At 62.4% G+C, this 24,213-nt stretch carries 20 protein-coding genes and 1 pseudogene; 10 read left to right on the forward strand and 11 right to left on the reverse strand.

The features are described from left to right. Positions 1-19: 19 nt before the first annotated feature. Positions 20-451 carry a hypothetical protein gene (locus NKI59_RS30545; protein ID WP_352708344.1) on the reverse strand — a complete coding sequence of 144 codons (432 nt, stop codon included), beginning with the start codon at positions 449-451 and terminating at the stop codon, positions 20-22. A gap of 159 nt (positions 452-610) precedes the next feature. Between NKI59_RS30545 and NKI59_RS30550 the strand changes: the two genes are divergently transcribed. The 3 genes from NKI59_RS30550 to NKI59_RS30560 all read left to right on the forward strand — a co-directional run bounded on the left by NKI59_RS30550 (position 611) and on the right by NKI59_RS30560 (position 3,792). Beyond that, a complete protein-coding gene (locus NKI59_RS30550; protein WP_352708346.1) occupies positions 611-1,591 on the forward strand; it encodes an L-threonylcarbamoyladenylate synthase in 981 nt (326 codons plus the stop codon). An 18-nt stretch (positions 1,592-1,609) separates the two neighbouring features. Next, on the forward strand, positions 1,610-3,040 hold the full coding sequence (locus NKI59_RS30555; protein ID WP_352708347.1) for an FAD-binding oxidoreductase: 1,431 nt from the start codon (positions 1,610-1,612) through the stop codon (positions 3,038-3,040). A 185-nt stretch (positions 3,041-3,225) separates the two neighbouring features. Further along, on the forward strand, positions 3,226-3,792 hold the full coding sequence (locus tag NKI59_RS30560) for a DUF6101 family protein (RefSeq protein ID WP_352708349.1): 567 nt from the start codon (positions 3,226-3,228) through the stop codon (positions 3,790-3,792). Between the two features lie 257 nt (positions 3,793-4,049). Here NKI59_RS30560 and ubiA read toward each other — a convergent pair whose 3' ends face one another. Continuing rightward, positions 4,050-5,033 (reverse strand): 4-hydroxybenzoate octaprenyltransferase, encoded by a 984-nt coding sequence (ubiA, locus tag NKI59_RS30565; protein ID WP_352708350.1) that lies wholly within the window; start codon positions 5,031-5,033, stop codon positions 4,050-4,052. Positions 5,034-5,190: 157 nt separating this feature from the next. Between ubiA and purD the strand changes: the two genes are divergently transcribed. Next, positions 5,191-6,468 carry a phosphoribosylamine--glycine ligase gene (gene purD / locus NKI59_RS30570; RefSeq protein ID WP_352708352.1) on the forward strand — a complete coding sequence of 426 codons (1,278 nt, stop codon included), beginning with the start codon at positions 5,191-5,193 and terminating at the stop codon, positions 6,466-6,468. 21 nt (positions 6,469-6,489) lie between these two features. Here purD and NKI59_RS30575 read toward each other — a convergent pair whose 3' ends face one another. From NKI59_RS30575 to NKI59_RS30585, 3 genes are all read right to left on the reverse strand, one after another. Further along, positions 6,490-7,647 carry a glycoside hydrolase family 25 protein gene (locus NKI59_RS30575; protein WP_502901126.1) on the reverse strand — a complete coding sequence of 386 codons (1,158 nt, stop codon included), beginning with the start codon at positions 7,645-7,647 and terminating at the stop codon, positions 6,490-6,492. A 138-nt stretch (positions 7,648-7,785) separates the two neighbouring features. Continuing rightward, the gene (locus NKI59_RS30580) at positions 7,786-8,289 is read right to left on the reverse strand and encodes a GNAT family N-acetyltransferase (protein WP_352708354.1); all 504 of its coding nucleotides are present in this window, start codon (positions 8,287-8,289) and stop codon (positions 7,786-7,788) included. Further along, entirely contained in the window at positions 8,286-8,666 is a 381-nt protein-coding gene (locus tag NKI59_RS30585) for a type II toxin-antitoxin system TacA family antitoxin (RefSeq protein ID WP_352708355.1), read from the reverse strand. Before NKI59_RS30585 ends, NKI59_RS30580 begins: the two co-directional genes overlap by 4 nt. 158 nt (positions 8,667-8,824) lie before the next feature. On the opposite strand from NKI59_RS30585, the gene NKI59_RS30590 reads away from it, so the two are divergent. Both NKI59_RS30590 and NKI59_RS30595 read left to right on the forward strand, forming a co-directional pair. Beyond that, complete coding sequence (locus tag NKI59_RS30590; protein ID WP_352708357.1) at positions 8,825-10,588, forward strand: acyl-CoA dehydrogenase family protein; 1,764 nt, start codon at positions 8,825-8,827, stop codon at positions 10,586-10,588. A gap of 53 nt (positions 10,589-10,641) precedes the next feature. Further along, entirely contained in the window at positions 10,642-11,394 is a 753-nt protein-coding gene (locus tag NKI59_RS30595) for a crotonase/enoyl-CoA hydratase family protein (RefSeq protein ID WP_352708358.1), read from the forward strand. A 72-nt stretch (positions 11,395-11,466) separates the two neighbouring features. On the opposite strand, the gene NKI59_RS30600 is transcribed toward NKI59_RS30595, so the two are convergent. Next, on the reverse strand, positions 11,467-11,742 hold the full coding sequence (locus NKI59_RS30600; RefSeq protein WP_023674100.1) for a hypothetical protein: 276 nt from the start codon (positions 11,740-11,742) through the stop codon (positions 11,467-11,469). Positions 11,743-11,959: 217 nt separating this feature from the next. Further along, on the reverse strand, positions 11,960-12,577 hold the full coding sequence (gene pdxH / locus NKI59_RS30605) for a pyridoxamine 5'-phosphate oxidase (RefSeq protein WP_352708360.1): 618 nt from the start codon (positions 12,575-12,577) through the stop codon (positions 11,960-11,962). 39 nt (positions 12,578-12,616) lie between these two features. Here pdxH and NKI59_RS30610 point away from each other — a divergent pair, with 39 nt between their 5' ends. The 3 genes from NKI59_RS30610 (at position 12,617) to NKI59_RS30620 (ending at position 14,495) form a co-directional block, all read left to right on the forward strand. Further along, entirely contained in the window at positions 12,617-13,078 is a 462-nt protein-coding gene (locus tag NKI59_RS30610; protein ID WP_352708361.1) for an RT0821/Lpp0805 family surface protein, read from the forward strand. 100 nt (positions 13,079-13,178) lie between these two features. Then, positions 13,179-14,108 carry a DnaJ C-terminal domain-containing protein gene (locus NKI59_RS30615; RefSeq protein ID WP_352456870.1) on the forward strand — a complete coding sequence of 310 codons (930 nt, stop codon included), beginning with the start codon at positions 13,179-13,181 and terminating at the stop codon, positions 14,106-14,108. A gap of 27 nt (positions 14,109-14,135) precedes the next feature. After that, on the forward strand, positions 14,136-14,495 hold the full coding sequence (locus NKI59_RS30620) for an ATP-binding protein (RefSeq protein WP_502901127.1): 360 nt from the start codon (positions 14,136-14,138) through the stop codon (positions 14,493-14,495). Here NKI59_RS30620 and NKI59_RS30625 read toward each other — a convergent pair. The 4 genes from NKI59_RS30625 to NKI59_RS30640 form a co-directional block, all read right to left on the reverse strand. After that, the gene (locus tag NKI59_RS30625; protein WP_352708363.1) at positions 14,490-17,741 is read right to left on the reverse strand and encodes an adenylate/guanylate cyclase domain-containing protein; all 3,252 of its coding nucleotides are present in this window, start codon (positions 17,739-17,741) and stop codon (positions 14,490-14,492) included. The two genes, NKI59_RS30620 and NKI59_RS30625, sit on opposite strands and share 6 nt — an antisense overlap. Before the next feature lie 144 nt (positions 17,742-17,885). Beyond that, on the reverse strand, positions 17,886-19,712 hold the full coding sequence (locus NKI59_RS30630; protein ID WP_352708364.1) for a hypothetical protein: 1,827 nt from the start codon (positions 19,710-19,712) through the stop codon (positions 17,886-17,888). Between the two features lie 8 nt (positions 19,713-19,720). Then, the gene (locus NKI59_RS30635; RefSeq protein WP_352708366.1) at positions 19,721-20,353 is read right to left on the reverse strand and encodes a nuclear transport factor 2 family protein; all 633 of its coding nucleotides are present in this window, start codon (positions 20,351-20,353) and stop codon (positions 19,721-19,723) included. A gap of 149 nt (positions 20,354-20,502) precedes the next feature. Next, on the reverse strand, positions 20,503-23,109 hold the full coding sequence (locus tag NKI59_RS30640; RefSeq protein ID WP_352708368.1) for a S8 family serine peptidase: 2,607 nt from the start codon (positions 23,107-23,109) through the stop codon (positions 20,503-20,505). A 612-nt stretch (positions 23,110-23,721) separates the two neighbouring features. Between NKI59_RS30640 and NKI59_RS30645 the strand changes: the two are divergent. Beyond that, positions 23,722-24,117 (forward strand): annotated as a pseudogene (locus tag NKI59_RS30645) (DUF2200 family protein). Positions 24,118-24,213: the final 96 nt, after the last annotated feature.

The raw sequence follows: 24,213 nt of genomic DNA on the forward strand, positions 1-24,213 counted from the left end.
TCCGGCGCTGCTTCAGACGCTATTTGGGCTGGTCGGGAGCTGCTAGCGGCGCAGGCTGCGGCGCTGCCGGCTCAGGGGTTTTGCTGGCGACCTTTGCGTCGGCTTTGCCGTCCGCGGCGGGCGCGGCAGCGGTGGCCGGCGCGGCTTTGGGCGCGGGCGTTGCCAAGGCATCGCCGACGATACCGCCGCGAATGATCATCGGGCTTCCGGCGAAGCCATGACTCGGCTGGCTCGGGATTGCCGCGATCTTTTCCTCGGTGACGTTTTCATTGACGTTGGGCAACTTCTCGCCAAGCGCGACGATCGACAGTGTCTTCGCCCCCTCGACCGCGCTGCTACTTACAACCGAAGGCGTCGCCGTCGTTTGCCCGAGAAAAACCAGCGACGAGGCCTGTGCCGTGCCGGCCATAAACGCCAAACCAAGCGCTCCAAGGATACGCATCGAAAGCATGATAATTCCCCTTGCCCAACAAGACCGCACCCTAGCCAAGGGCAGTTGATGCCGGCTTGCGGGAAAACATAGCATTTTAGCGATTTGCGATTCGCCAATGCCTGGGCTTGCTCGCCCGGCGTCAGCGTATTAGGCACCCGCATCCGTGAGGTGACGACAGTGGCTGAAATTCGTGCCGTCGGCGAGGCGATGGAAAGGGCGTTGGCGCTGCTCGAGAGCGGCGATGTCGTCGCCATCCCGACCGAGACCGTCTATGGGCTGGCCGGCGACGCGACCAACGGCGTTGCCGTGGCTCGTATCTTCGAAGCCAAGGGCCGACCTCGCTTCAACCCGCTGATCGCCCATATAGCCGATCCGGCGATGGCCGAGCGCATCGCGCTGTTCGACCCGCTGTCGGAAAGATTGGCGCAGGCATTCTGGCCGGGGCCGCTGACGTTGGTGCTGCCGCAACGGCCCGGCAACGGCATTCATCCGCTGGTCACCGCCGGCCTGGAAACGATCGCGCTGCGCATGCCGAAAGGCTTTGGCGGCGAGCTGATCGCCAGGTTCGGCCGCGCGCTGGCGGCGCCCAGCGCCAATTCCTCGGGCAGGATCAGCGCCACGACGGCCGAAGCCGTGGCTGCCGATCTCGGTCCCCGGATCAAGCTTGTGGTCGACGACGGCGCGACGCCGGTCGGGCTGGAATCGACCATCGTCAAGGTCGAAGCTGGAAAGCTGCGGCTGCTGCGGCCGGGCGGCATTGCCGCCGAAGAGATCGAAGCGGTGGCCGGGTCAAAGTTGCTGCGCGGCGCTTCGGGCATCGAGGCGCCCGGCATGCTCGCCTCGCACTATGCGCCAGGTGCGGCAGTGCGGCTCAATGCTGCGGAGGTCGCACCGGGCGAAGCCTTGCTGGCCTTCGGCCGCCGCCGTGCCGAAGGCTGGCGCGATGCAGCCGCCCTGCGCAACTTGTCGGAGACTGGCGACCTGCGCGAGGCGGCAAGCAATCTCTTCGCCCATCTGCAGGATCTCGATGGCAGTGGCGCCAAAACCATCGCCGTCGAGCCGATCCCGTTCGAAGGGCTGGGCGAGGCGATCAATGACCGGCTTTCGCGCGCCGCCGCCCCGCGTGACAAGATCGCCCCGCGTGACAAGATGGATTGAGCACCATAGTTTCCACCCATGAACGACATTTCCCCCGATCTCGACCCCGCCGTCGTCGCGCGCTTTGCGGCAATCGTCGGCGACAAATATGCGCTGCGCGATCAGCAGGACATCGCGCCTTACCTAGCCGAGCGGCGCGGACTTTGGCACGGCAGGACGGCTTTGGTGCTGAGGCCGGGGAACGTCGAGGAGGTCAGCAGCATCATGCGGCTGGCGACCGAAACCGGCACGCCCATCGTGCCGCAAAGCGGCAACACCGGGCTGGTCGGCGCCCAGGTGCCGGACGCATCCGGCCGCGAGATCGTGCTGTCGCTGTCGCGGCTGAACCGCATCCGCGAAATCGATACGCTGTCCAACACGGTCACGGTCGAAACCGGCGTCATCCTGCAGACGCTGCAGGAAGCGGCCGATGCCGCCGACCGACTGTTTCCGCTGTCGCTTGCCGCGCAAGGCTCCTGCCAGATCGGCGGCAATCTCTCCTCCAACGCCGGCGGCACCGGCGTGCTTGCCTACGGCAATGCGCGCGAGCTCTGCCTCGGCGTCGAAGTGGTGCTGCCGACCGGCGAAGTGTTCGACGATCTGCGCAAGCTGAAAAAGGACAATACCGGCTACGATCTGAAGAACCTGTTCGTCGGCGCGGAAGGCACGCTCGGCATCATCACCGCCTCCGTGCTCAAGCTGTTCCCCAAGTCCAAGGGCCGCGAGGTGGCGTTTGCCGGCCTGTCATCGCCGGAGGCGGCACTGTCGCTGTTCAGCCTGGCGATGGATCGTGCAGGGGCAGCGCTCACCGCCTTCGAACTGATCGGCCAGAGGCCCTACGACTTTACGCTTGCCCACGCGCAAGGCGTGGTGCGGCCGCTGGCCGGCGATTGGCCGTGGTATGTGCTGATGCAGATCTCGTCGGGCCGTTCGGCCGACGATGCCAGGGCGCTGATCGAGGAGGTGCTGGAGGCAGGCCTCGAGCAAGGCATCGTCGGCGATGCGGTGATCGCGGCAAGCATGGCCCAGGGCGATGCGTTCTGGAATTTTCGCGAGGTGCTGCCCGAGGCGCAGAAGCCGGAAGGTGCCTCGATCAAACACGACATCTCGGTGCCGGTGGCGTCAATCCCGCCCTTCATTGAAAAGGCCGCCGGCGCCGTGCAATCGGTCAGTCCCGGCGCGCGCGTCGTCTGCTTCGGCCACATGGGCGACGGCAACCTGCACTATAACATCTCCCGGCCGGTCGACGGCGATGACGAGGCGTTTCTCGGCCTTTACCACGTCATGAACAAGGCCGTGCATGACGTCGTGCGCTCGTTTCATGGCTCGATCTCGGCCGAGCACGGCATCGGCCAGTTGAAGCGGGACGAATTGATCGCGACGGCGCCGCCGATGGCGATCGAGCTGATGCGCAGGGTGAAGGCCGCGTTCGACCCGGCCGGCATCATGAATCCGGGTAAGGTTATCTGATCCTTTCGCCGGCCTGCGCCGGTTGGCATTCCGATAACCATCCGCCCCGGATCAGCAAAATTTAACCGACTTTCTTAAGCGCGAGGATAAGAAGCCCGCGCTAATGTTTCTCCACAACGAGGCTGGGAAAACCGGCCCGGAGAACCGGAAACACCGGCTCTCAGGAGAAACAGGAAAGGCACGATATGAACACTGGACTGAAGCCAGTCTGGGCCGGGCGCAATATGCGCCTCGACCCATTCCGCCTGCCGCAGGTGGTGAGCTACGCCACGCGCGACGACTATGGCGACGTCACCTTCACCATCGACCAGCGCGGCGCGGTTATCCGCCGCACGCTGGAGATGAGCGGCGTGCCGGCGATCATCGCTCTGCCCGCCAACGCGTTTCGCGGCGTCGCCGCCCGCGCCATGGAGGATCCGGAGGGCAATGTCACAGTGACGCTCGAGCTTCTGCACAACGACCCGATGCTGTCGGTGCCGCTGCTGGTCGCCGACGATCTCGACGACGTCGCCGCCGACTGGCGCGCCTGGGCCGACGCCTACCGCCTGCCGATGCTTCTGATCGAGGCCGACGGCATCGCCCGCACGCTGGAAGAATCGCTCGGTGCCGCCATCAAGGCGCTGCCGGCGCAGGACCGCCGCAAAGGTCGCGTCTCGACCATGCGCCGCCCGCGCTTCCTCGCCCGCCGCCGCGCCGGCGACCTCGGCCTCAGGCTGGTCATCGGCGGCGAGGAGCTTATTTCGCGGGAGTAGATTGAAATCAGCATGCAAGTTGGCGCTGCCCCTCATCCGGCTGCCGCCACCTTCTCCCCGTATAGTGACGGGGAGAAGGGACACTGGCCGCAATTTCGGCACTCTTTCTGCAAACGCTTGAGATTGGCGAAATCCGTTGCGAAGGCATCCTTCTCCCCGTCACTATACGGGGAGAAGTGCCCGGCAGGGCGATGAGGGGCGGCATAAGCAGTTGGAGAAAGGTCGATTCCGCAGCTGCCGAATCGATACCGCTGGCTCTAAACCAGCGGCTTCAGCGCCACCCAGACCGCGCCGCCGATCAGGCCGAGGAAGATCAGCCAGCCGACCTGGTTGTTCGATCTGAACAGCCTCAGGCACTGGTCCGGGTCGTCGATGTCGAGCACGCCGATCTGCCGCGCCATATGCGCGCCGGCGGCGATCAGCCCGGCGAGCGCCGGTACCGGTGCCTGTGCCGAGGCGAAAGCAATGGCGAAGCAGACCAGCGCTCCGCCATAAAGCCCGGCCAACCAGGCTTTGGTGTTATCGCCGAACAGGCGCGCCGTCGAGCGCACGCCGACGATGGCGTCGTCTTCCTTGTCCTGATGCGCATAGATCGTGTCGTAGCCGATCACCCAGAGGATCGAGCCGATATAGAGCATGATTGCCGGCCCATCGAGATCGCCGAACTCGACCGCCCATCCCATCAGCGCACCCCAGGAAAAGGCAAGGCCGAGAACGAGTTGCGGCCAGTTGGTGTATCGCTTCATGAACGGGTAGACGGCGACGATGACCAGCGAGCCGATGCCGAGCAAGATGGCGAAGCTGTTGAACTGCAAAAGCACGACGAGGCCGACCAGTGCCTGCAGGACAACAAACATCCAGGCCTGCCGGCGCGTGACCTTGCCGGCCGGCAGCGGCCGCGAGCGCGTGCGTTCCACCTGGTTGTCGATGTCCTCGTCGACCAAATCATTGTAGGTGCAGCCGGCGCCGCGCATGGCGAACGCACCGACAAAAAACAGCAGCAGGTACCACGGCGACGGCAGCAGCGTGAGCAGCGGATCCGTCGGACGCGGATAGGCGCTCGCGGCAAGCGCAGCCGACCACCAGCATGGCCACAGCAGCAATTGCCAGCCGATCGGCCGGTCCCACCGGGCAAGCTGCGCATAGGGCCACAACCGCCGCGGCAGCGCACGATAGACCCAGTGGCCGCTCGGCGCATCGGCGACGCGGCCCTGGGCCGCTTTCGACTGAACGGTTTCCATTTTGCTGAAGTGGCAGCAGAGGCGAATGCCGTCAAGCGTCAAGCAGCCCCCCGCACGCTCGCCACGCGCAATCGGCGCTTGGGCAGCCAAATGTCTTGACCCGTCGCGCGCGGCGCAATAGCGCAGTCCTGGTCGTGAAATGGCAAGGAATCTGGGCATGCGTGTTTTGCTGATCGGCTCCGGCGGACGAGAGCATGCGCTTGCCTGGAAGATCGCGGCGTCGCCGCTGCTGACCAAACTCTACGCGGCGCCCGGCAATCCGGGCATCTGCCGAGAAGCCGAGTTGGTGCGGCTCGATATTGCGGATCACACGGTGGTGGCCCGGTTTTGCCGCGAGAATGAAATAGGCCTCGTCGTGGTCGGGCCGGAAGGGCCGCTGGTCGCCGGCATTGCCGACGACCTGCGCGCCGAGGGCATCCGCGTCTTCGGCCCGTCAAAGGCGGCGGCACGGCTGGAAGGATCAAAGGGTTTCACCAAAGACCTCTGCGCCAAATACGGCATCCCGACCGCCGCCTATGGCCGCTTCGACGATCTGGTTTCGGCCAGGGCCTATGTCGAGAAGACGGGTGCGCCGATCGTCATCAAGGCCGACGGCCTCGCTGCCGGCAAGGGCGTCACCGTCGCCATGACGCTTGACGAGGCGCTGGCCGCGCTCGACGCCTGTTTTGACGGCTCCTTCGGCCAGGCCGGCGCGGAAGTGGTGGTCGAGGAGTTTCTCGTCGGCGAAGAAGCAAGCTTCTTCTGCCTGTGCGACGGCACCACCGCGCTGCCCTTCGGTACCGCGCAGGACCATAAGCGCCTCAGTGACGGCGACACCGGCCCGAACACCGGCGGCATGGGCGCCTATTCGCCGGCGCCGGTGATGACGCCGGAAATGATCGACCGAACCATGCGCGAGATCGTCGAGCCGACCATGCGCGGCATGGCTGAAACAGGCGCCCCGTTTTCCGGCGTGCTGTTTGCCGGGCTGATGATCACTGACAGCGGGCCGAAGCTGATCGAATACAACACCCGTTTCGGCGACCCGGAATGCCAGGTGCTGATGATGCGGCTGAAGGACGATCTCCTGGTCCTGCTCAACGCAGCCGCCGACGGCCAGCTGGCGCATACTTCGGTGCGCTGGCGCGACGAGGCGGCGCTCACCGTGGTGATGGCAGCCAGGGGCTATCCCGGCGCGCCGGAAAAGGGCTCGGTCATTCGCGGCGTCGAGGCGGCGGCAGGTGAGGGCGTCGAGATATTTCACGCCGGCACCGCCATCAACGGCGGCGCACTCGTCGCCAATGGCGGTCGCGTGCTCAACATCACGGCGACCGGCCGCACCGTCGGCGAGGCGCAGAAGAAGGCCTACGCCGCGCTCGACCGGATCGACTGGCCGCAGGGCTTTTGCCGCCGCGACATTGGCTGGCTGGCGGTGGCGCGCGAGCAGGCGAACTGATGCTTCGGGCGGCCTTCGGCCTCAGCGCAAGCCGTGGTCGAATTCGGTCGAGACGCTGCTGACCGCATCGGCGGTGGAGACAAATCCTGGCACCGATGCCGCACGCTTTTCGTTTCGCGTCCAGGCGACATATTCGGCAATCCCGCGTGGAAGGCCCGGCGCCGCTTTCGCCGCAGGCATTTGGAAGCCGCTGCTGAACCTGGCCAGGCGCTCCCTGAATACCGCGACCATCTCCTCGAAGCTTGCTGGCGTCACGCTGGCGTAAGTGACGGTGCCGCCGGCGAGCCCCGCCTCGCGTGAGAGCGGCACAGGTATCGAGGCGAGGTAATCCGGCTGCACGTCGATCAGGCCGCCGAACGGCCACTGCGCGCGCAATTCCGTGGCGTTCATCGGCGCGACGCTGACGTCGATATCGTTGGGTGTGCCCGCGACCCTGTAAGGGCAGCGGAACCGGCCGCAATTTGCTCGCGCCGAAAACTGCCAGAGCGCATAACCCTGCCAGTTGCCCATCGGAAAATGCACGCCGATGTCTGGCTTGTAGCGCGCATACCACAGCGGCAGCCGCGATAGCAGCTGGTATTTGTATCTGTTGTCGGCGATATGCCGGGCGGTCGTGCCGTTGGTGTAGAGCACCGGAAAGCGGCCGAGCCGCCGATGCACCTGGCGGACGAATTCTTCGGCGTCGTCCAGCGACATCCACTGCGTCGGGTCGTCGTCCTCGATGTCGAGGGCAAGCAGGTCGTCCGGCCCGGGTTCGGCGAAATCGATGAAATGATTGGCCTGGCCGACCGGGTTGCCGGGGCGGGCGAGGTGATAGGCGCCCCATTTCAAACCAAGCGCCTTGGCCACGACCTTGCGCGTCTGGAACAGCTCGCGCGTCACCGCATGGCGTTTCCAAAGCGTCTTGCACAGCCGCGTCTCGGTCTCGTCGCCGAAACAGAAATATGGTGGCGGCATTCCGTCGGATGCCTTGTTGATGAAGCCGACAAGACGCTTGTCGGCGGCTAGCCGGGTCCAGTCGATGGAATTGTATTCGTAGGCGTCGACGACCAGCGCCCGGTCGGCATCCTTCCAAGGTTCGGAGAAATCCGAGGCCTTTGCCGGCGTCAGCGCCAGGGTCATCGCGGCCGCGACAAGGAGAAGCGCTGAGCGGACAAGGGGGCGCGCCGGCGTTTTCAAACAGCAGATCCTTGCTGGCCAAAGCCAAATCCTGAACCGCCATGGTTAAGGAAATGCTTCGGGTGCCGAGTGGGCGAGTTGGAGCGCTGGCGAAACGACCCTTGGTGCTCCTCAAGAGCAAAGCGATGGTTGCGATTGTCAGCCAAATAGCTTCAACGCTGTTGCCATGGGCAGGAACAGTGATAGGGGGCGGCTCTGAAACGAGGTGAAGCCATGCCTGCGATAATACGCGACCGCCTGGTCATCCTTGGCATCGACAATCAACGCGAAGGCTGCTGGGGCAGCGCTGACGCTACGTCGTAGCGCATCCACGATCAGCGCCGACCCGACCCGCCGCCGCTGGTATCGGGCATCGACGGCCAGCCTGCCGACCAATATCGCGGGCAGAACCGGGTAGCGTGGCAGATGTTTTGTCTGTTCGTCAGGCAAGGACGCGATCGGTATGCTCGACGCCGCCAAAGTGTAATATCCGGCGATCGCGCCGACATCGCGATCCACGGCAACGAAGCAATTGCCGACTCGGCGTTTGACATCCTGGCTGGCTTGCTCCCGTATATAGCGGTCGAGCGCCGACACCCCGCAGCTGAACGCCTTGCGATCATGCGATCCGCCGAGCGGTTCGATGATGATGGTGAAATTCACCGGGATTCGACGACAAGCCGTTTGTGGGCGTCGGCGGCCTTGCGCAGTGCTTCATTGGGCTCGGGCGGATTGAGAATCGCCTCCATCATGGCGCGCTGATCCTCGACGGAAATACGCATGATGGTGGTGTTCTCGATTGTACGCTGCGCCGCCTCTTGAGCGGCGGCGACCACGAAGTCGCTGACGCTGCGGCCCTGGATTTCGGCGGCACGTTTCACCACGTCCAGCATATCCGGCGAAATACGGGCTTCGAGACGGGCGGTGCGGGTCTGTTGGTTTGGCATTATCGTCACCCCTGATGCTGCCTTGTACGGGAAATAGCCGTACAAATCAAGTGCGTCGTCCGGCTCTAAGTAATTTTGCATACGAGCCAGCAATTGCAAAATTCGCGTGACAAGTTTGACGTTTACGTAAAAAGAAGATGGACAGGGAACTCCGAAAGCAGATGATTTTGCATCGGCACAGGTCTTAAGTAGACCTGCCAGACTGGGGAGGGCCAGACTGGGGAGAGCCGGGCTGAGGAGGAGCGAACGCCATGTATCGGGCACCGGTCGAGGAGATCGCCTTCACCCTGAAGCATGTCGCCGGCTTGAAGCCGGCGCTCGATGCCGGCACCTTTGGCGAACTCGGTGAGGACCTCGTCGACGCCATTCTGGCCGAGGCCGGCCGCTTCGCCAGCGAGGAGGTGGCTCCGCTCTACACGGTCGGCGACCAGCACGGCGCGGTGCTCGACGGCGCTGCCGTCACTACCCCGCCCGGCTGGAAGGAACTTTATCGCCGCTGGATCGGCGGCGGCTGGAATGCGCTGTCCGCGCCGGAAGCGTATGGCGGCCAGGCGCTGCCGGCCATGCTCGGCGTCGCCGCGCTCGAAATGTGGAACTCCGCCTCGATGGCGTTCGGCATCGCCCCGACGCTGACCATGGCCGCGGTCGAAGCACTCGACAACCATGGCTCGCAGGCACTCAAGGTCAAATATTTGGAAAAACTGGTCTCCGGCGAATGGATGGGCACCATGAACCTGACCGAGCCGCAGGCAGGCTCGGACCTGAATGCCTTGCGAACCCGCGCCGAACCGGCCGGCGACGGCACCTACCGCATCTTCGGGCAAAAGATATTCATCACCTATGGCGAGCACGATTTCACCGACAACATCATCCATCTGGTGCTGGCGCGGCAGCCGGACGCGCCGGCCGGCACGCGCGGCCTGTCTTTGTTCCTGGTGCCGAAATTCCTCGTCGGCGACGATGGCGCGCTGGGCAGGCGCAACGACGTCTTCTGCTCCGGGCTGGAGCACAAACTGGGCATCCACGCTTCGCCGACCTGCACGATGATTTATGGCGATGGCTTCGAAGGCAGCAGGCCCGGCGCGATCGGCTGGCTGGTCGGCGAGGAGAACAAGGGCCTCGCCTGCATGTTCACCATGATGAACAATGCGCGCCTTGCCGTCGGCATGCAGGGCGTCGCGGTCGCCGAGGCGGCGACGCAGAAGGCGCTCGCCTATGCAAACGACCGCCGGCAAGGCAAAGCGGCGAGCCATCGCGGTGCCGGCATGGCGCCGATCGTGCATCACCCCGACATCCAGCGCAGTCTTCTGACCATGAAGGCGCTGACCCAGATTGCCCGTGCCATCTGCTATTCCTGCGCCCACGCCATCGATCTCGCGTCACAGAGCGAAGATGCAAAGCACTGGCAGGAGCGCGCCAATCTGTTGACGCCGCTGGCCAAGGCCTTTTCGACCGATGTTGGCGTCGAGGTCGCCTCGCTTGGGCTGCAGGTGCATGGCGGCATGGGGTTCATCGAGGAGACAGGCGCCGCAGCACTTTATCGCGACGCGCGCATCGCGCCCATTTACGAAGGCACCAATGGCATCCAGGCGATCGATCTGGTGACACGCAAGCTGCCGCTCGGCGGCGGCCGGCATGTGCATGGCTACATCGCCGAACTCAAGGCCGTCGCCGATGCGGTGCGAGCGTCGAACCTTGAAGGCTTCGGCCGCACCGCCGATCGCCTCGACCAGGCGCTCGATGACGTGTCACAGGCGAGCCGATTCCTGCAAGACCTGCAAGCCGAAGGCCGATCGGACGAGGTGCTGGCCGGCGCCACACCCTATCTCAGGCTGATCTCGCTTGCCGCAGGCGGCGCCTATCTGGCGCGCGGCGCGCTTGCCGACCAAAACCGCATCGCGCTTTGCCGGTTCTTCGCCGAGAACCTGCTTGGCGAAGTGGGCGCGCTGAAGGAGCGCGTCGTCGGCGGCGCGGACAGCCTTGCCGTTGCCGGCAAGGCGCTGATTTCAGCCTGACGTTCGCAACGCCCGAAATTCACCAAGGCCCGAGATTCACAAAGGACCAATCCGTGACAGACCACATCCTCGTCGAACGCCAGGGCGCCATCCAGATCATCCGCATCAACCGTCCGGACAAGAAGAACGCCCTGACCCGCGCCATGTACGCGACCATGTCGGCGGCTCTTGCCGGCGGCGACGCCGATCCGGCGATCCGCGTCCATGTCTTTTTCGGCGTGCCCGGTGCCTTCTCGTCCGGCAACGACCTTGGCGATTTCATGATCGTCGCCTCGGGCGGCGAAGGCGGTACCGAGGTCTGGGATTTCCTGATGGCGCTGGCCAGGGTGGAAAAGCCGATGGTTTCCGGCGTCGACGGCATTGCGGTCGGTATCGGCACCACGCTCAACCTGCATTGCGACCTGACCTTCGCCACGCCGCCCACAATATTCCGAACGCCCTTCGTCGATCTCGGCCTTGTGCCGGAGGCAGGATCGAGCCTGCTCGCACCGCAGATCCTCGGCCGGCAAGGCGCCTTCGCGCTGCTTGGCCTCGGCGAGGGCCTTTCGGCCGAGAGGGCGAAGGTCGCCGGGCTGATCTACGAGGTGGTCGAGGAGAGGGAACTCGAAACATCGGTATTGGCGGCGGCGGGCCAGATCGCCGCCAAGCCGCCGCAAGCGCTGAAGATCGCGCGCGACCTGATGCGCGGCTCGCGCGACGCCCTTGTCGAGCGCATCGGCCAGGAAAGCCAGCATTTCCGCGAGCGGCTCAAATCCGACGAGGCCCGCGCAGCCTTGACGGCCTTCATGACCAGGAAAAAGGCCTAGACCTTCTGGCCTTGTCTCGCATCGTGGACCCGCCGGCAGCAACCGGCGGGTTTTCTTGCTATGATCTCTTTGTCACATCGCCATTTTTTTACATTCGGCCTGGGCCTTTGCCGAAGACGTGTCGATCATGAATGTCTTGCCTTTGGCGTCGGTCATCAACATCATGCAATGCTTGATCGGTTTCGCCATTTTCATCATTTCGGCGCTCATCTTCGCGTCGGGCATCATGGTGCCCATATGCCCATCGGGCATGATCGCCATGACCTCCCCACCCTTCATCACCGTCATTGTCCCCATCGCGTCCTCCGCAAAGGCTTGCGAAGCGAAAAGGCAGGCAAGACCGGCCATCGTGACCAACCTGAGTGAATGCATTGCTTCCTCCTGAATTTGCGCCGGCGGCGCGTTGAGCCCTTTCCTGGTTCGCTCCGGCAAGCTGGAACGTTTCACGCACACGAGATCGTGATAGTGGGAATTGGAAATCCGGCAGAAGCGGCCCGGCCTTGGCCGCCTTCATGACCAGGAAGAAGGGCTGAAAAAATGGGCGCCGGTGCTCCACCGTCGTGCCCTACGGATAAAGCCTCACCTTGTCCCAACCGCCCTCGGCGTTGCGCGAAAACACCACACGGTCGTGCAGCCGGAACGGACGGTCGTGCCAGAACTCGATGGTCTGCGGCACGATGCGGAAGCCCGACCAGTGTTTTGGCCGCGGGATGTCGCCGATCGCATGGCGCGCCGTGTATTCGGCGACCGCCTTTTCCAGCGCGAAGCGGCTCTCCAGCGGCCGCGACTGTTTGGATGCCCAGGCGCCGATGCGGCTGCCGCGCGGACGCGTCGCGTAATAGGCGTCGGCTTCGGCGTCGGTGACGATCTCCACCTGGCCGCGCGCTCGCACCTGCCGGCGCAGCGATTTCCAGTGGAAGCACATCGCCGCTTTCATGCTGCCAAGAATCTCACGGCCCTTGGCGCTCTCGAAGTTCGTGTAGAAGACAAAGCCGCCCTCGTCGAAGCCCTTAAGCAGCACCATACGCACATTCGGCATGCCTTCGGCATCAACGGTCGCCAGCGCCACGCTGTTGGGGTCGTTGATCTCGCTCTTCGTCGCGTCGTCGAGCCACGCGGCAAAGAGCCGGAACGGCTCCGCCACCTCGGTAAAGTCACCGCTTGTTAACCCGGTTTCGCTCATAGTTTTCCCAAATTTGTCGCCGGCTGGGGAGATTGCCGATTGTCGCGTATCGCGCAAGCTTTTGACAGTGGGCAATGGAGCGTTATTGCTTCGGCCAGCGCCAAAGCCATGATCGTGATAATCGTCCTGCCGCTTGCCGCGTGTGGCGGCGGCGGCTTCAGCCTGGAGCAGGCGGAGGTCGACCGCTCGATACTGACCTCGAGCACGCCGGCCTCAGTCACGCCGCTCGATCAGGACCGCGCCTCCGACCAGGCCACGATCCGCAATGCCGTGTCCTCCGCCGACGTGGAGCAACTGGCTGGGCAGGCCGTTCGCTGGGCGAATGCCGACACCGGCTCGCGCGGCTCCATCACCGAGCTGGCGGAATTCAGGGCTAACGGCGAGACATGTCGTCGCTTCACCGCATCGCGCGAAAGCTTCGACGGCGTCGCGCTGTTCAAAGGCGAAATATGCCTGGCCGGCGGCAGCATCTGGCGCATACAGGACTTCAAGGCGCTCTGATTTTCCGCCGGCGACATGGTGGTAAGCCACTGGAATTCCTTCCTATGCGAGCGCATATAGGAGGCGATTATGGACTCACTCCTTCTCCAGGGCAGTAAGCATGCGCGACCCCTATGAGGTGCTGGGCGTTGCCAAGAACGCATCGGCCAAGGACATAAAATCCGCATACCGGAAGCTCGCCAAGAAGTATCATCCGGACCAGAATCCGGATGATCCCAAGGCGAAGGACCGTTTTGCCGCCGCCAACCAGGCTTACGAGATCGTCGGCGACGAGAAGAACCGGGCGGCATTCGATCGCGGCGAGATCGACGCCGATGGCAAACAGCGTTTCCAAGGTTTCGAAGGCGCGGCTGGCGGCGCCGATCCTTTCGCCGGTTTCCGCCGGCAGCAAGGGCCGGGCGGCGCGCATTTCGAATTCCGCACGGGCCGTCCCGGCGGCGATCCGTTCGACGGCAACAGCGACATCTTCAGCCAGATCTTCGGCGATGCTTTCACCCAGCAGCGCGGCGCCGGCACCGGCGGCCGCCGTCAGGCCCCGACCGCCGCCGATCTCAACGTGACGCTGGACGTCACCATCGAGGAAGCCGCCACCGCGGAGAAGGTGACGGCGATGTTCCCCGACGGCCGCAAGATGGCGGTCAAGTTGCCGGCCTATGTCGAGGACGGTCAGACCATCCGGTTGAAAGGCCAGGGTGAGCAAGGACCGGGGCAGCCGGGCGATGCGCTGGTTAAAATCCGTTTCCGCCGGCACCCGCGCTACCGCGTCGAGGGCCGCGACCTGCATGTCGACCTGCCGGTGGAACTGGCCGATGCGGTGCATGGCGCCAAGGTGGCGGTCGAAACCCCGACCGGCAGGATTGCGGTCAACGTCCCCCCTTGGTCGAGCTCGGACAAGGTTCTGCGGCTGAAGGGCAGGGGCCTACCGGAAAAGGCCGGCGGTCACGGCGACCTCTACGCACACGTGCGGCTGATGCTGCCGGAAGGCGGCGACGCCGAGCTCGAGGCGCTGATGCGGCGGCGAAAGGGCTGACGGTCGAAAAGGCCGGCGCTTGATACCGTGTGTGAAAAGCGGGGTTGCGGACGCCTCTGCTATACACCGAACGTCTTGATTGGGCCAGGAGCGTTGTCGCCGAACTGGAGGCGCGACGAGCGGCGCATCTCCATGGCAGGCAAGATCGCGCAGTTCCCGTTTGTGCACGAACTCGACGGCTTCGACTTCGACGCGCAGCCGTCGCTGGATCAGCGCCAAATCCGGGAGCTGGCGACCTGCCGCTGGATTGCTCATGGCGGCACGGTCCTGTTGCTTGGACCTCCGGGTACGGGCAAGACACATCGGGCGATGGCTCTCCGGCGCGAGGCGATCCGGCAGAACCATAGCGTCCAGTTCGTCACGGCGGCCGTTTGCGGGTTGTCATGACAGCCCGGGATACGAAGACCTCCGAGCCCTCGAGCTCCGCTCGAACCTTGCAAGTATCGGGGCCAACTCGTCCTCGACTTCCCGCTGGCGTCCTAGTGAAGCCAACAAGGCCTTCAGGCTTCGGGTAGCCTTAATTTCCCAGGTTTGCGCACCCTGCTTGCGGGATAACGCTATGGCCTCGCGAAAGAGCGCCTCTGCATGCTCTGGGTCGTTCTTGAGGCGCAACTCGACGTCCCCGCGAAGCCGGATGAGTTCGGCCGCGAGGTATCTTTCACCTGTCGTCCTCACGTGCTCCAGCCCTTGCTCCACGGTCGCCGCCGCCATTTCGAGCTGATTTGCCTGAAGGTATGATTCGGAAAGCAGCGCAAGGTAGCACGACTTGTCGATCTCTTGCTCTCCAAGGTCATCGCACACCTTCTGCATCCGCCCTAAGCCGGACAGGTCACGGCTCGAATTGACCATCACCCAACCAAAGAAAAAGGACGCCATATTCAGCCAGAGATTCAGACCGTTGGCTTGTGCCAGAGGCAGCAGTTCGGCAGTGAATTCCCCAATCTTGTGTAGGTCGCCCTGGAGCGCGAGCAAGACACACCCATTGCCGAGACAAGCGGCTCGGCGATAGGCGGATTGCTGGCGAGTGATGACCTCGGCCCTGCCGCATAGATCGCGCGCACGCTGAGGGTAGCCGAGCATGTGAAACGTCCACGACAGATAGAGCATCGCCATGCTTGGGAAATCGCTGCCCACTAGGTCGGCCTTTGCCTCGTATTCCAGCGACCGTTCGAGGTAGTTGCGAGCACGCCGGAATGAGCCGCCGCAAAACAGGCTCATACCCTTGAACTGTAGCCCCAGAACGAGCGCCTTTACGCTTCCGCTCTTCCGGCCTATGTCGATCAACCTATCACTCGCCCATTCGGCATCGAGAAAGCGCGCGGAGTTGAAAGCGGTGCCGAACAGACCGTCGAGCGCCCGGATCAGGGCCTCCGCATCGCCGAGTTCCTGGCCAAGACGCATTGCATTCCGGTACGCTGCACTTCCCTCAGGCGTTACGTATCCGAACGTGGCATACAGGACATCCCCACGCTCCAGCTCAAGCCGCTCAGCCTTTTCACTGCGGTCCCGGGATGGCGGTAGTCGTTCAAGACAGGCCAGTCCCATGGCAAACATGTTCGCTGCTTCGACCTTCGCCCAGGTCTTGGCGACGTTCAGGCCGGCGGCGAGCCAGCAGTCGGCCGCGCGTCCGAACATGCCTGCCTCGGCAAAGTGCTGGGCTAGTAGTTCGGGATGTTCCGCAGCAGTCTTCGGCTCGAGAGTTTCGATGGCGTGCGCAACCAGTCCGTGCAGCTCCTGCCGACGCTCTCGCAACAGCGTGCTGCGGGCCGCCTCCTGCAGCAAGGAGTGAGTGAACGCGTAGCGCAATCGGTCATGCGAAAGCTGCGGCGCCACCAGCCCGGAATTAGCTAAGCTCTCCATCGCTGCTTCGAGCGCCGACGAGGAAAGACCACAAAGGTGGGACAAGAGCTTCAGGTCGAATTCGCGGCCGATGACGGAGGCGATCTGGGCGATCGCCTTGGCCGATCCCAACTTGTCCAGACGGGACACGAGAGACGATCGCAGCAGCCTGGGAACGCCGGCGACGGGCTTCCGCGCCTCTTGCTCCCAATGTTCAGCCGGCAGCCCAGTCTCAACCGCAGCACGGGTGAGTTCCTCGATAAACAAGGGCACGCCTTCACCCCTGTTCAGAACGTGCTCGCGAAGCTCGCCGGACAGATCTGCCCCGGCAGCCGCGTTATCCGCCAGCTTTTCGGCCTCGCGACGAGACAGGCGCGCAAGCGGGATTTCGAGCACATGTTCGGTGCTGGCCTCGGGTATCGATACGCTGGTGCGGCTGGTGATCAGCATGAGCATCCGATGTGCCGGCGCCTCCTCGATGAAGGCATCCAGGACGTCGCGAGACGATGGGTCGATCCACTGCACATCCTCGAACAAGATGAGGACGGGATTGATCGCGCACAGATGATGCAGCCAGTCCAACAGGACACGTCTGCAAATTTCCTGTTGGCGTAAAGAACTCAACTCGGTGGGTGGATACTCCGTTTGGTCGATCGCAAGGAGTCTGGCAAAGATGGATAGCGATATGGCCTTAGGCGCTTCGCTCGGCGCAAGAATTGCTTCGAGCTTGTCTAACTTGATGCGAGAGGGATCTTCGGTGCGAATGCCGGAATTGCGTTTGAGCAGAGTGAGAAAAGGGAACAAGGCGCTGTTGCTAAAATTCGCGGAGCACTGAATGGCCAAATGCATGCATTGTGGAATCTGCTGGCGAACCTCGAATGCCAGCCGTGATTTTCCGATGCCCGGCTCTCCGGACAGGACAACAATTCGACCCTGCCCTTGAATCACGCCGTCCCAAAGCTCGACGATGCTGTGCAACTGCGGAAGGCGACCGACTAGCTTGAACAGCCTCGTCCTCTTGGCAAACCGACTCTCGAGAAAGCGAGACTGTTCCACGCGCCAGGCTTGGACCGGTTCGGCGAAGCCTTTCAGAGTATGTAGCCCTACGTCGGTAAACTCAAACGCCCCTGCGGTCGCATCGTATGTGCGTTGGTCGATGAGGATCGTTTGCGGCGCAGCTGCTGTCTGCAACCTCTGAGCGAGATTGGGAATGGGGCCGGAAGCAGAAATTCGGCCGCTGTCCACTCCGCCGGCGACTACGAGCCCAGTTGCAATTCCAATACGCACCCGCACCGGCAGCCCGTCGGGTACCTCGATATTCGGTGCTATCCTAACAACGTCCAAGGCCGCCCTAAGGGCGCGGTCAGCATCGTCTTCGTCTGCTGTCGGATATCCGAACAATGCTAGAAAGGCATCGCCGGTGACGCTCACCACTGTGCCGCTATGATCCCGAACGACGCTGCCGCAGCGTTCGATGTACCTGTTCGTCAAGTCGAGAAAATCTTCGGGATCCAGCCGAACCGAATACTCAGTTGATGCGACAAGATCACAAAACAGGACTGTAACGTGTCGCCGCTCGGTATGCCCTTGGGACTGGACGATGGGCCTGTCGGGCTCTGTCAACGCCCTAATGGCGGCCAACAATTTCCTACGTGGTCCCAACGGGACCTGCATCTGCTGCAAGTCCTGATCCGACAGAAGGCACAGGCTATCGAAGTCGATCTTGTTCGCGTCAAAGGTCTCAGCATATTGCTGAAGCCCCAAGCTGCGGAGCCATCTCGCTACATCGTCCATCGGATGAACTCCAACGTGAAGCGTATGCTTGGGCCCTATCGAGTCGCTCTGACAGTCGAACAATAAACCTGGAAACGATGTAACTGCTTAGATCGTCTGTCAACCGACCGCCGCTTGCAGGTGAGGGGTGGTCCAACCACGACACTACTCTCGACGGCAACGGATGTCCGCGTAGAGGAGGTGGTGTTTTGAGCTATACGCTATGTTGCTTCTATCGAAACAGAACCGCTTCGGGACGATACGGATGAGGTGCCGCTGATTGCAGGCGGCGGGCAAAAGTAGCTCGAAGAACCTGGGCGAGGTAGATGGGGCGGGTTCAGTCCACCGTATATGACCCGAATATGACGTGTTGCGGATGAGCATGACCGAACCAGAGATGCCGATGGGGGTGTCGAAAGCGGTCGCTTCTGTGTCCTGGGTCTCATCGAGGCTCGGATAGTCGTTAACCAACGAAGGCACCGCAGCCGTTGTGAGCGCCCGTTGGCGGACCGCGATGTTGAATCGGATGTCGTCGCGTTCGGGAACGCCGCCATAGTTGTTGAGATACTTCCAGCGGAGTCGGAGAATACGACCGCCGTTTGCCTCGGTTTGCTGCGGAAGAACCTCGACCGTCGCGCCAGAGAGCAGGGACCCATCCTCTTGAGACTCAGGGGCTGGACAAGGCGTGTAGAGGGGCTTGTAGCCGCACTCAGCACCGCCCGCTCCCCATAGGCACGTGCTCAACCTGCGCCAATCTGAGCCACCTATTTCCGGGGTGGTTGCGGACAAATCGTTTCCGCTGCCGGGTATCATCCATGGGTGGATTTTGCCGCCACCGGTGCGGCGCGCCCAATCCGTCCTGTGCCTGTCAATCCGCCTGAGCGTGAGCTTCTCGTCCCTCAGCACCAAGACTTGCCCCCAGCGCGGGTTGGATATGAACGGCTCGCGCCCAACGGCATCTGCCGCTAGACGCCGGCCAGTCATCTGGGTTGTCAGCGTATGGCAGTTCGTGCAATTCCCAGTCGGGTCTCGCACCGTCATGGCGCGCGCGATGTCGCCCTGGTATCTGTCAGTGTATCCGGATCCGATTATGCGGAAAGATGTGCCTTCAAGACGGGGCCTTTCGGGCAAATAGTCGCCAAGGCTAAAGGCGAGCGCCCGGTCGTCGCTCTCGCCCAGGAGATAGCCTACCCTGGACTGCCCTGCGTGAGGATCGACCACGTAGGGGCTCTTGTTATCGTGGCACGCATGGCATCGAATCTGGAACGTCGTATCATACAGGGCTGCGGCCTCGGCGCGCGCAGCGGCGTCGGTGTAGGAGCGGCCGCCAGGTGGAACGAAAGGTTTTGACCAGTCAAACTCTGCCCGATCCTTTCTCCCGTCGAAGAACACGATTTCGCCGGTGCTTTTGTTAAAGCCGATCGTTCCTAGGAGCGCGAAGCGCGGATCGGAGCGCCGCCAGTAGGGATCGCTCGCTACCTCGAGGCTGCTGTTCGACTTCCGACACAAGAACAGCCATTCCACATTCCCGCGGACAACGCGGTGTAGACGCGAGTTTAAGCCACAGTATGCAACAGTCCCGGCCAGCGAAGGCTTGTCGCATTTCTCGATGCGGCCCGTCCATTTTACCACATTGCCCGCAAAGTCCCTGTGCTGGAATTCGAGGGGATGACCGGGCTTGGCGGGATTGGGCACGAGGTCAACCATGTTGCCGTCGACCTCGAGCGGAAGAACCCTCGCATTCGCGTTGCCGCAATCCGCGTCAGGAATTGGGCCGAAAACCGCGCGAGCCTCATCGCCGAACCGTGTTACAGGCTCGTTGTTTTCGGAAGCCGGCGGCCAGAATATGTCACCGTTCCACCGCAACATGATGGCGGCAAGGCCAGCGCCCGAGAGCGACTCAGACCCGCCCGAACCGTCAAAACTGCTCGCCGGACTGACGATCACGACCGTTGTAACGAGAACCAGGCGAGCGACAAGCGATCCGCGCACGCACCAACTCACCGCCCCATGGGCTCGAACTCCGGCGTGTCCGCGTAGACCGTGACCGTTGCAAACCTCCAGACGCCCGTATCCTTGTCCTTGTCGAGCGTGGCCCGCACGTCCGCGGTGTAGTCCGGTTCGGGCAACACGCGATCTCCCTCTGCTCGTTGGACGGTGACCGCCATGGTACTCTTTGAATCCAAGAATGTCTTGTCGTGATCTTTCCTGCTGCGCAGAAGAGTGTTGACGACAACATGTCGAGGCTGGAATACCTCCTTCGTCTCGTCGAACTGCTGCTGGAGTTTCATTTTGATTACCGCTTTGGGTGCGATGTATATCTGAATGTTACCCTCGCCGGTGCAAACCTCATAGCTTCCGGCGCCCGTGAACAAATTCTCGAACCTGTCGGCATCGCGCTGGTCGAGGGCCCATGCGTAGCGGCTGAACAGGTCGTCAATCTTTTGCCGATCATCGGCAGCTACGGTCGCGCCGCCCCATTGACTCTCCGCCGGCGCGTCCAATCCGGGCTCCGGTTGCTTTATGGTGCAGTCCGCAGCCCACGCCGAGCCGGCACATGTCAGAATGATCCCAACGGCAAAACTCACCACCGCCCGCGACCGGCGGACGAAGAATCCCTTGCGGTCGTTCATGGTGATCCCCTCAGCTCAATAAGTTGCCGACAACCCAGTCTAGACCTAACCAAGCATAACGCCAGACAGAAAAGTACATGGTTGAAAGTCGCCGACCGAGTCAACCTGTGGTAGATTCGATCTTCGCATTATCGGCGCATGGACAAAATTCACTTCTCCGCCTGGAACCGCAGGCTCAAGCCGCCAATGAGAATAGCCTTCTCGCCTGTCAGCTCCTCCTGGGACAAAGTCACAATGCCATCGCCGGCTGTTGCCTTGTCGATAGTCAACGCAGCACGGACCTCCTCCAGCGGCTTCATCTGGAACGGCTTTCCAACAGGATACGGCTCACTCGAGACCTTCCAACCGGCAGGTGCCGTCAAGCGAAGTTCAGTCTGTATTGGCCTGTCGAAAGGGTTCCTCACGAGAAATCGCTCGACGAGAGAGTGGATCGTGCGCAGGTTCGCATAGTTACGATGCGTCACGTTATTGTCGCTCGGCGTTATCCCATCAACGAAGAAGCTCGCCTTCGAAGCCTGTGAGATCGGATCCTGCGGCGAATCCACCATCGCCAGTAGGCAGAAATGATTTGAGAGCGCCTGGTGAACAGGGGGCGCCGGAAAGTCGAACTGCGCGATCCGGGCGGCGTCGCCACTCGTCATGGCGACCGAGGCACCCGAATAACTAAGGTTCGATACCACACAGGTCGAAGCATTTGTGGCGGCGCAACTGAGAGGATGCCATTGCGAGGTATCCGCCGAGTCTACAGGAAACAGCGACCAGAAGTCGTTTGGCAGTGGCGGGAGCGCCGTGCCGAACTGCGCCCAGTGCAGCTTGACCGTCGTAGTCGTCGCTGTCTGCGGGCCGCGATTGCGCACGCGAACATAGACCCTGTTAATGTCGCCGTTGACCGCACTCGGGGTCTCATCGGAGAACACCTCGAACGTCGCCGCAGCCGGCGCCGGCTGATACGGAGGAGCGTCGACCTTGATATCCATGCTCTCCCAATGACCGATGGTGCCGCTTCCTGCACCGAAGAGCGTGTTGCTTGGTTGCTCGGTGTTGCCCCAATCGAGCCGGTTGTCGCGCAGGAAGATGTCCACCCCGGCACGACCGTTTGGTGCAACAGCGACCAAGCGCACGGCTTCGAATGCGTTGACGCGCCCCCAGGCGTGTGTCGGATCGCCGGACACGGGAGCGCTGTAGCCGTTGCCGGGAGCATAGGCGCCAGCCGCGTCGTCAATCTTGTCCGCCGTGTCCTGTAGCAACCGCTGAACCTGTAGACGAGTGAGCGCAGGACTCGCTGTTAGGACCAGTCCAGCTACTCCGGCCGTCAACGGTGTCGATGACGAGCTGCCGATGAAGCAATGCGTATAGTCGAGCGCGGAAGGATCTTCCGCGCAATCGGGGTCGGGGAGCATGCTGTTGTACCCAGCAGGCCCCAGCATATCGGTCGTCGTGATCCACAAGGTGCCTTTGCCGGAAGAAATGGTCGTCGTCCACGCGGTCGGGGCCATGAGATCCATGCAATCGCCGAACGAGGGACTATCGTCGACGAGATCGAGGTTGGTCGAACGGCCGATGGCAATGAGGCTACCCAGGGACGGAAGGCGCGTAGGGCCGCAGTCGTTGCCTGTGCTGTTGCGCATGGCAATTAGAACAACGCTGCCAAGTCCACCACGGCCCGTTGTTGCGGCGCTGTTCAGCGCATTGACGATTGCCGGAATAGGGGTAGCAGCCCAGCTGTTCGATATGATGGCGGCCCCGCTACTCGCCGCATAGCCGATCGCGTCGCCAATCGCCGCAGTACTAGGCGGGATGCGGATAAGCATCAGACTGCATTCCGGGCAGCTGCCACTGACACCGATCGAGTTGTTACCCCTTGCTGCCGCTACCCCGGCGGCCGAAGTCCCGTGCCTGCCCTGCTGGGTCAGGTCAGAAGGGTCGTTGTCGTTGTCAACAAAATCCCAGCCGTTGACGAGATTGGGCTGCAGATCGGGATGCATCACGTCGAACCCGAGATCTATGATGGCGATTGTCGTCGCGGCCGAGCCGCGCTCGATGGCCCATGCCTGCGGGGCGTCGATGTCAGCATCGTGCGTACCGCTCTCTTGCCCCGTGTTTTGGTGATGCCACTGATCGCCGAACAGGGGATCGCTCGGGATCATTTGTTGGGGCTCGAGAATCATGATGAAGTTCGGATGCGCAAAGTCGACGAGATCAGCCATCGACTGGAAGCGCGAACTAAGCTGCAAGGCATCGCCCTTCGAGGCCTCCTCCACCCGCACGATGAACTGGTTCGGGTAATAGTCGCTGGCCTTCGCAATCGAGGCCGCCTGCTGGGCGACCAACGTGTTGATCCGCTCGACCGATACTCCGGGTTTAAACTGGATGATGATCTCGTCCGTGACGATTAGCGGATAGTCGAGCCCTGGCCCCGTCACCACAAATCCCGATTGCGCGACCACCGGATCGTTTTCACGTTTTATGCCAAGGGGAAGCTGGGCCAGTTCGGATCGGTCGGTCTTGCGGCCAATGTCGAGGAGATACACGCCGCCCGGCAGCGCTTGCGCGATCTTGTACCCGCGGCGACCCGCGAAATCCTTGATTTGATCCGCTGTCGTCCCGTCCTTGACGAGGATGCCCAGCCTGTCGAGACTAAGCGTCAGCGGAACCTTCTCGCCTTGTAAGTCCAGGAAATCTGTCGGTTGCTGAGCCCGCGCAGCGCCGCAGGCAAGCAGGACGGCAATCGCTCCAAAAATAGCGAGGATTCGCATGGTTTTCCCTCCGCGCGCCGGGCGAAAGGTTGCGCAAAGCAGCCTCCCAACCTCGGACGAAACTTGCGATAGTTAACAGGGTCTGGATCTTCGACGCCCAGCAAACCGAGTCAAAATAGCTCACTGTTCTGCCCAAGTATAGCTGTCCTAAGTTGCAAAACTTCTACCCACTAATTTCGCTTCTCAATATTTCGATAACCCGTGAAACATCTGGCAAGTGGGGGCGCAATGCCGATGTAGGCTACACGAAGCCGCGCCGCGGCGGATCGCCAACTGGTGATCCTCGATCCTGCAAAATATGAGTTCCCATACTTCAACAGGTCGCGCCGGCCAGCCCAAACCTCTAGCCGGCACGACCCTGGCCCGACCTGGCTTGTGCTCTTTTATTAGGCCGATGCCCATTTAGCAGGCGCAATGACTTGCCCGCAATCTGAGCAGCGACTTATGCCCCACTCGAATCCTAGGTATATGCGACCCTAGCAAGCTACAACGTGGGAAGACGCTACCCGGCGGCCTCTCGAAGTGAAGCTGGTGGACCGCCTGGAGTTCTCCTCCTCAGGTGCGGTGGCAATGCGATATGAGCCGAGAAGCCGCGCGACGTAGGGAGGACGCATGAACAACAACCATCGCATCTATTCGGTGAGCGCGGGGAGCGTCTATCCACATTAATGTGCCCAAGGCGGAGAAGAGGAGAAGAAGGGGCGCAGGAAGGCTGAGGTCGATGAGATCATCCGCTGGTTAACCTGCCACAGCCAGGAGACGCTGGAGAAGAAATTGGCGAAGAAAACCAACTTCGAGGATTTCTTCGCGCAGCCGCAGATGATCACCGGCGTGATCTGTGGCGTGCGTGTGCAGGATATCGAGGAAAGCACGACGCGCGAAATCCGCTATTTCGACAAACTCGTAGACGAACTCGCCAAGGGAAAAGCGATTGAAAAATCTTGCGCCGGTAGCCGGGCCAATTGTCCGCGCTGGTGCGAGGCATACATCGCGCGACCGCTTCTGTGATGGGTTTCGGATGCCGGCCGTCTACTGAGATGGCGTGGCTCGAGGCCGGCGTCCGGAAGCCTCCAGGGAAGGAACCCGCGGGGTGGAGATTTCGGT

The sequence above is a fragment of the Mesorhizobium sp. M0598 genome, assembly GCF_040320865.1.
Classification (GTDB): Bacteria; Pseudomonadota; Alphaproteobacteria; order Rhizobiales; family Rhizobiaceae; genus Mesorhizobium.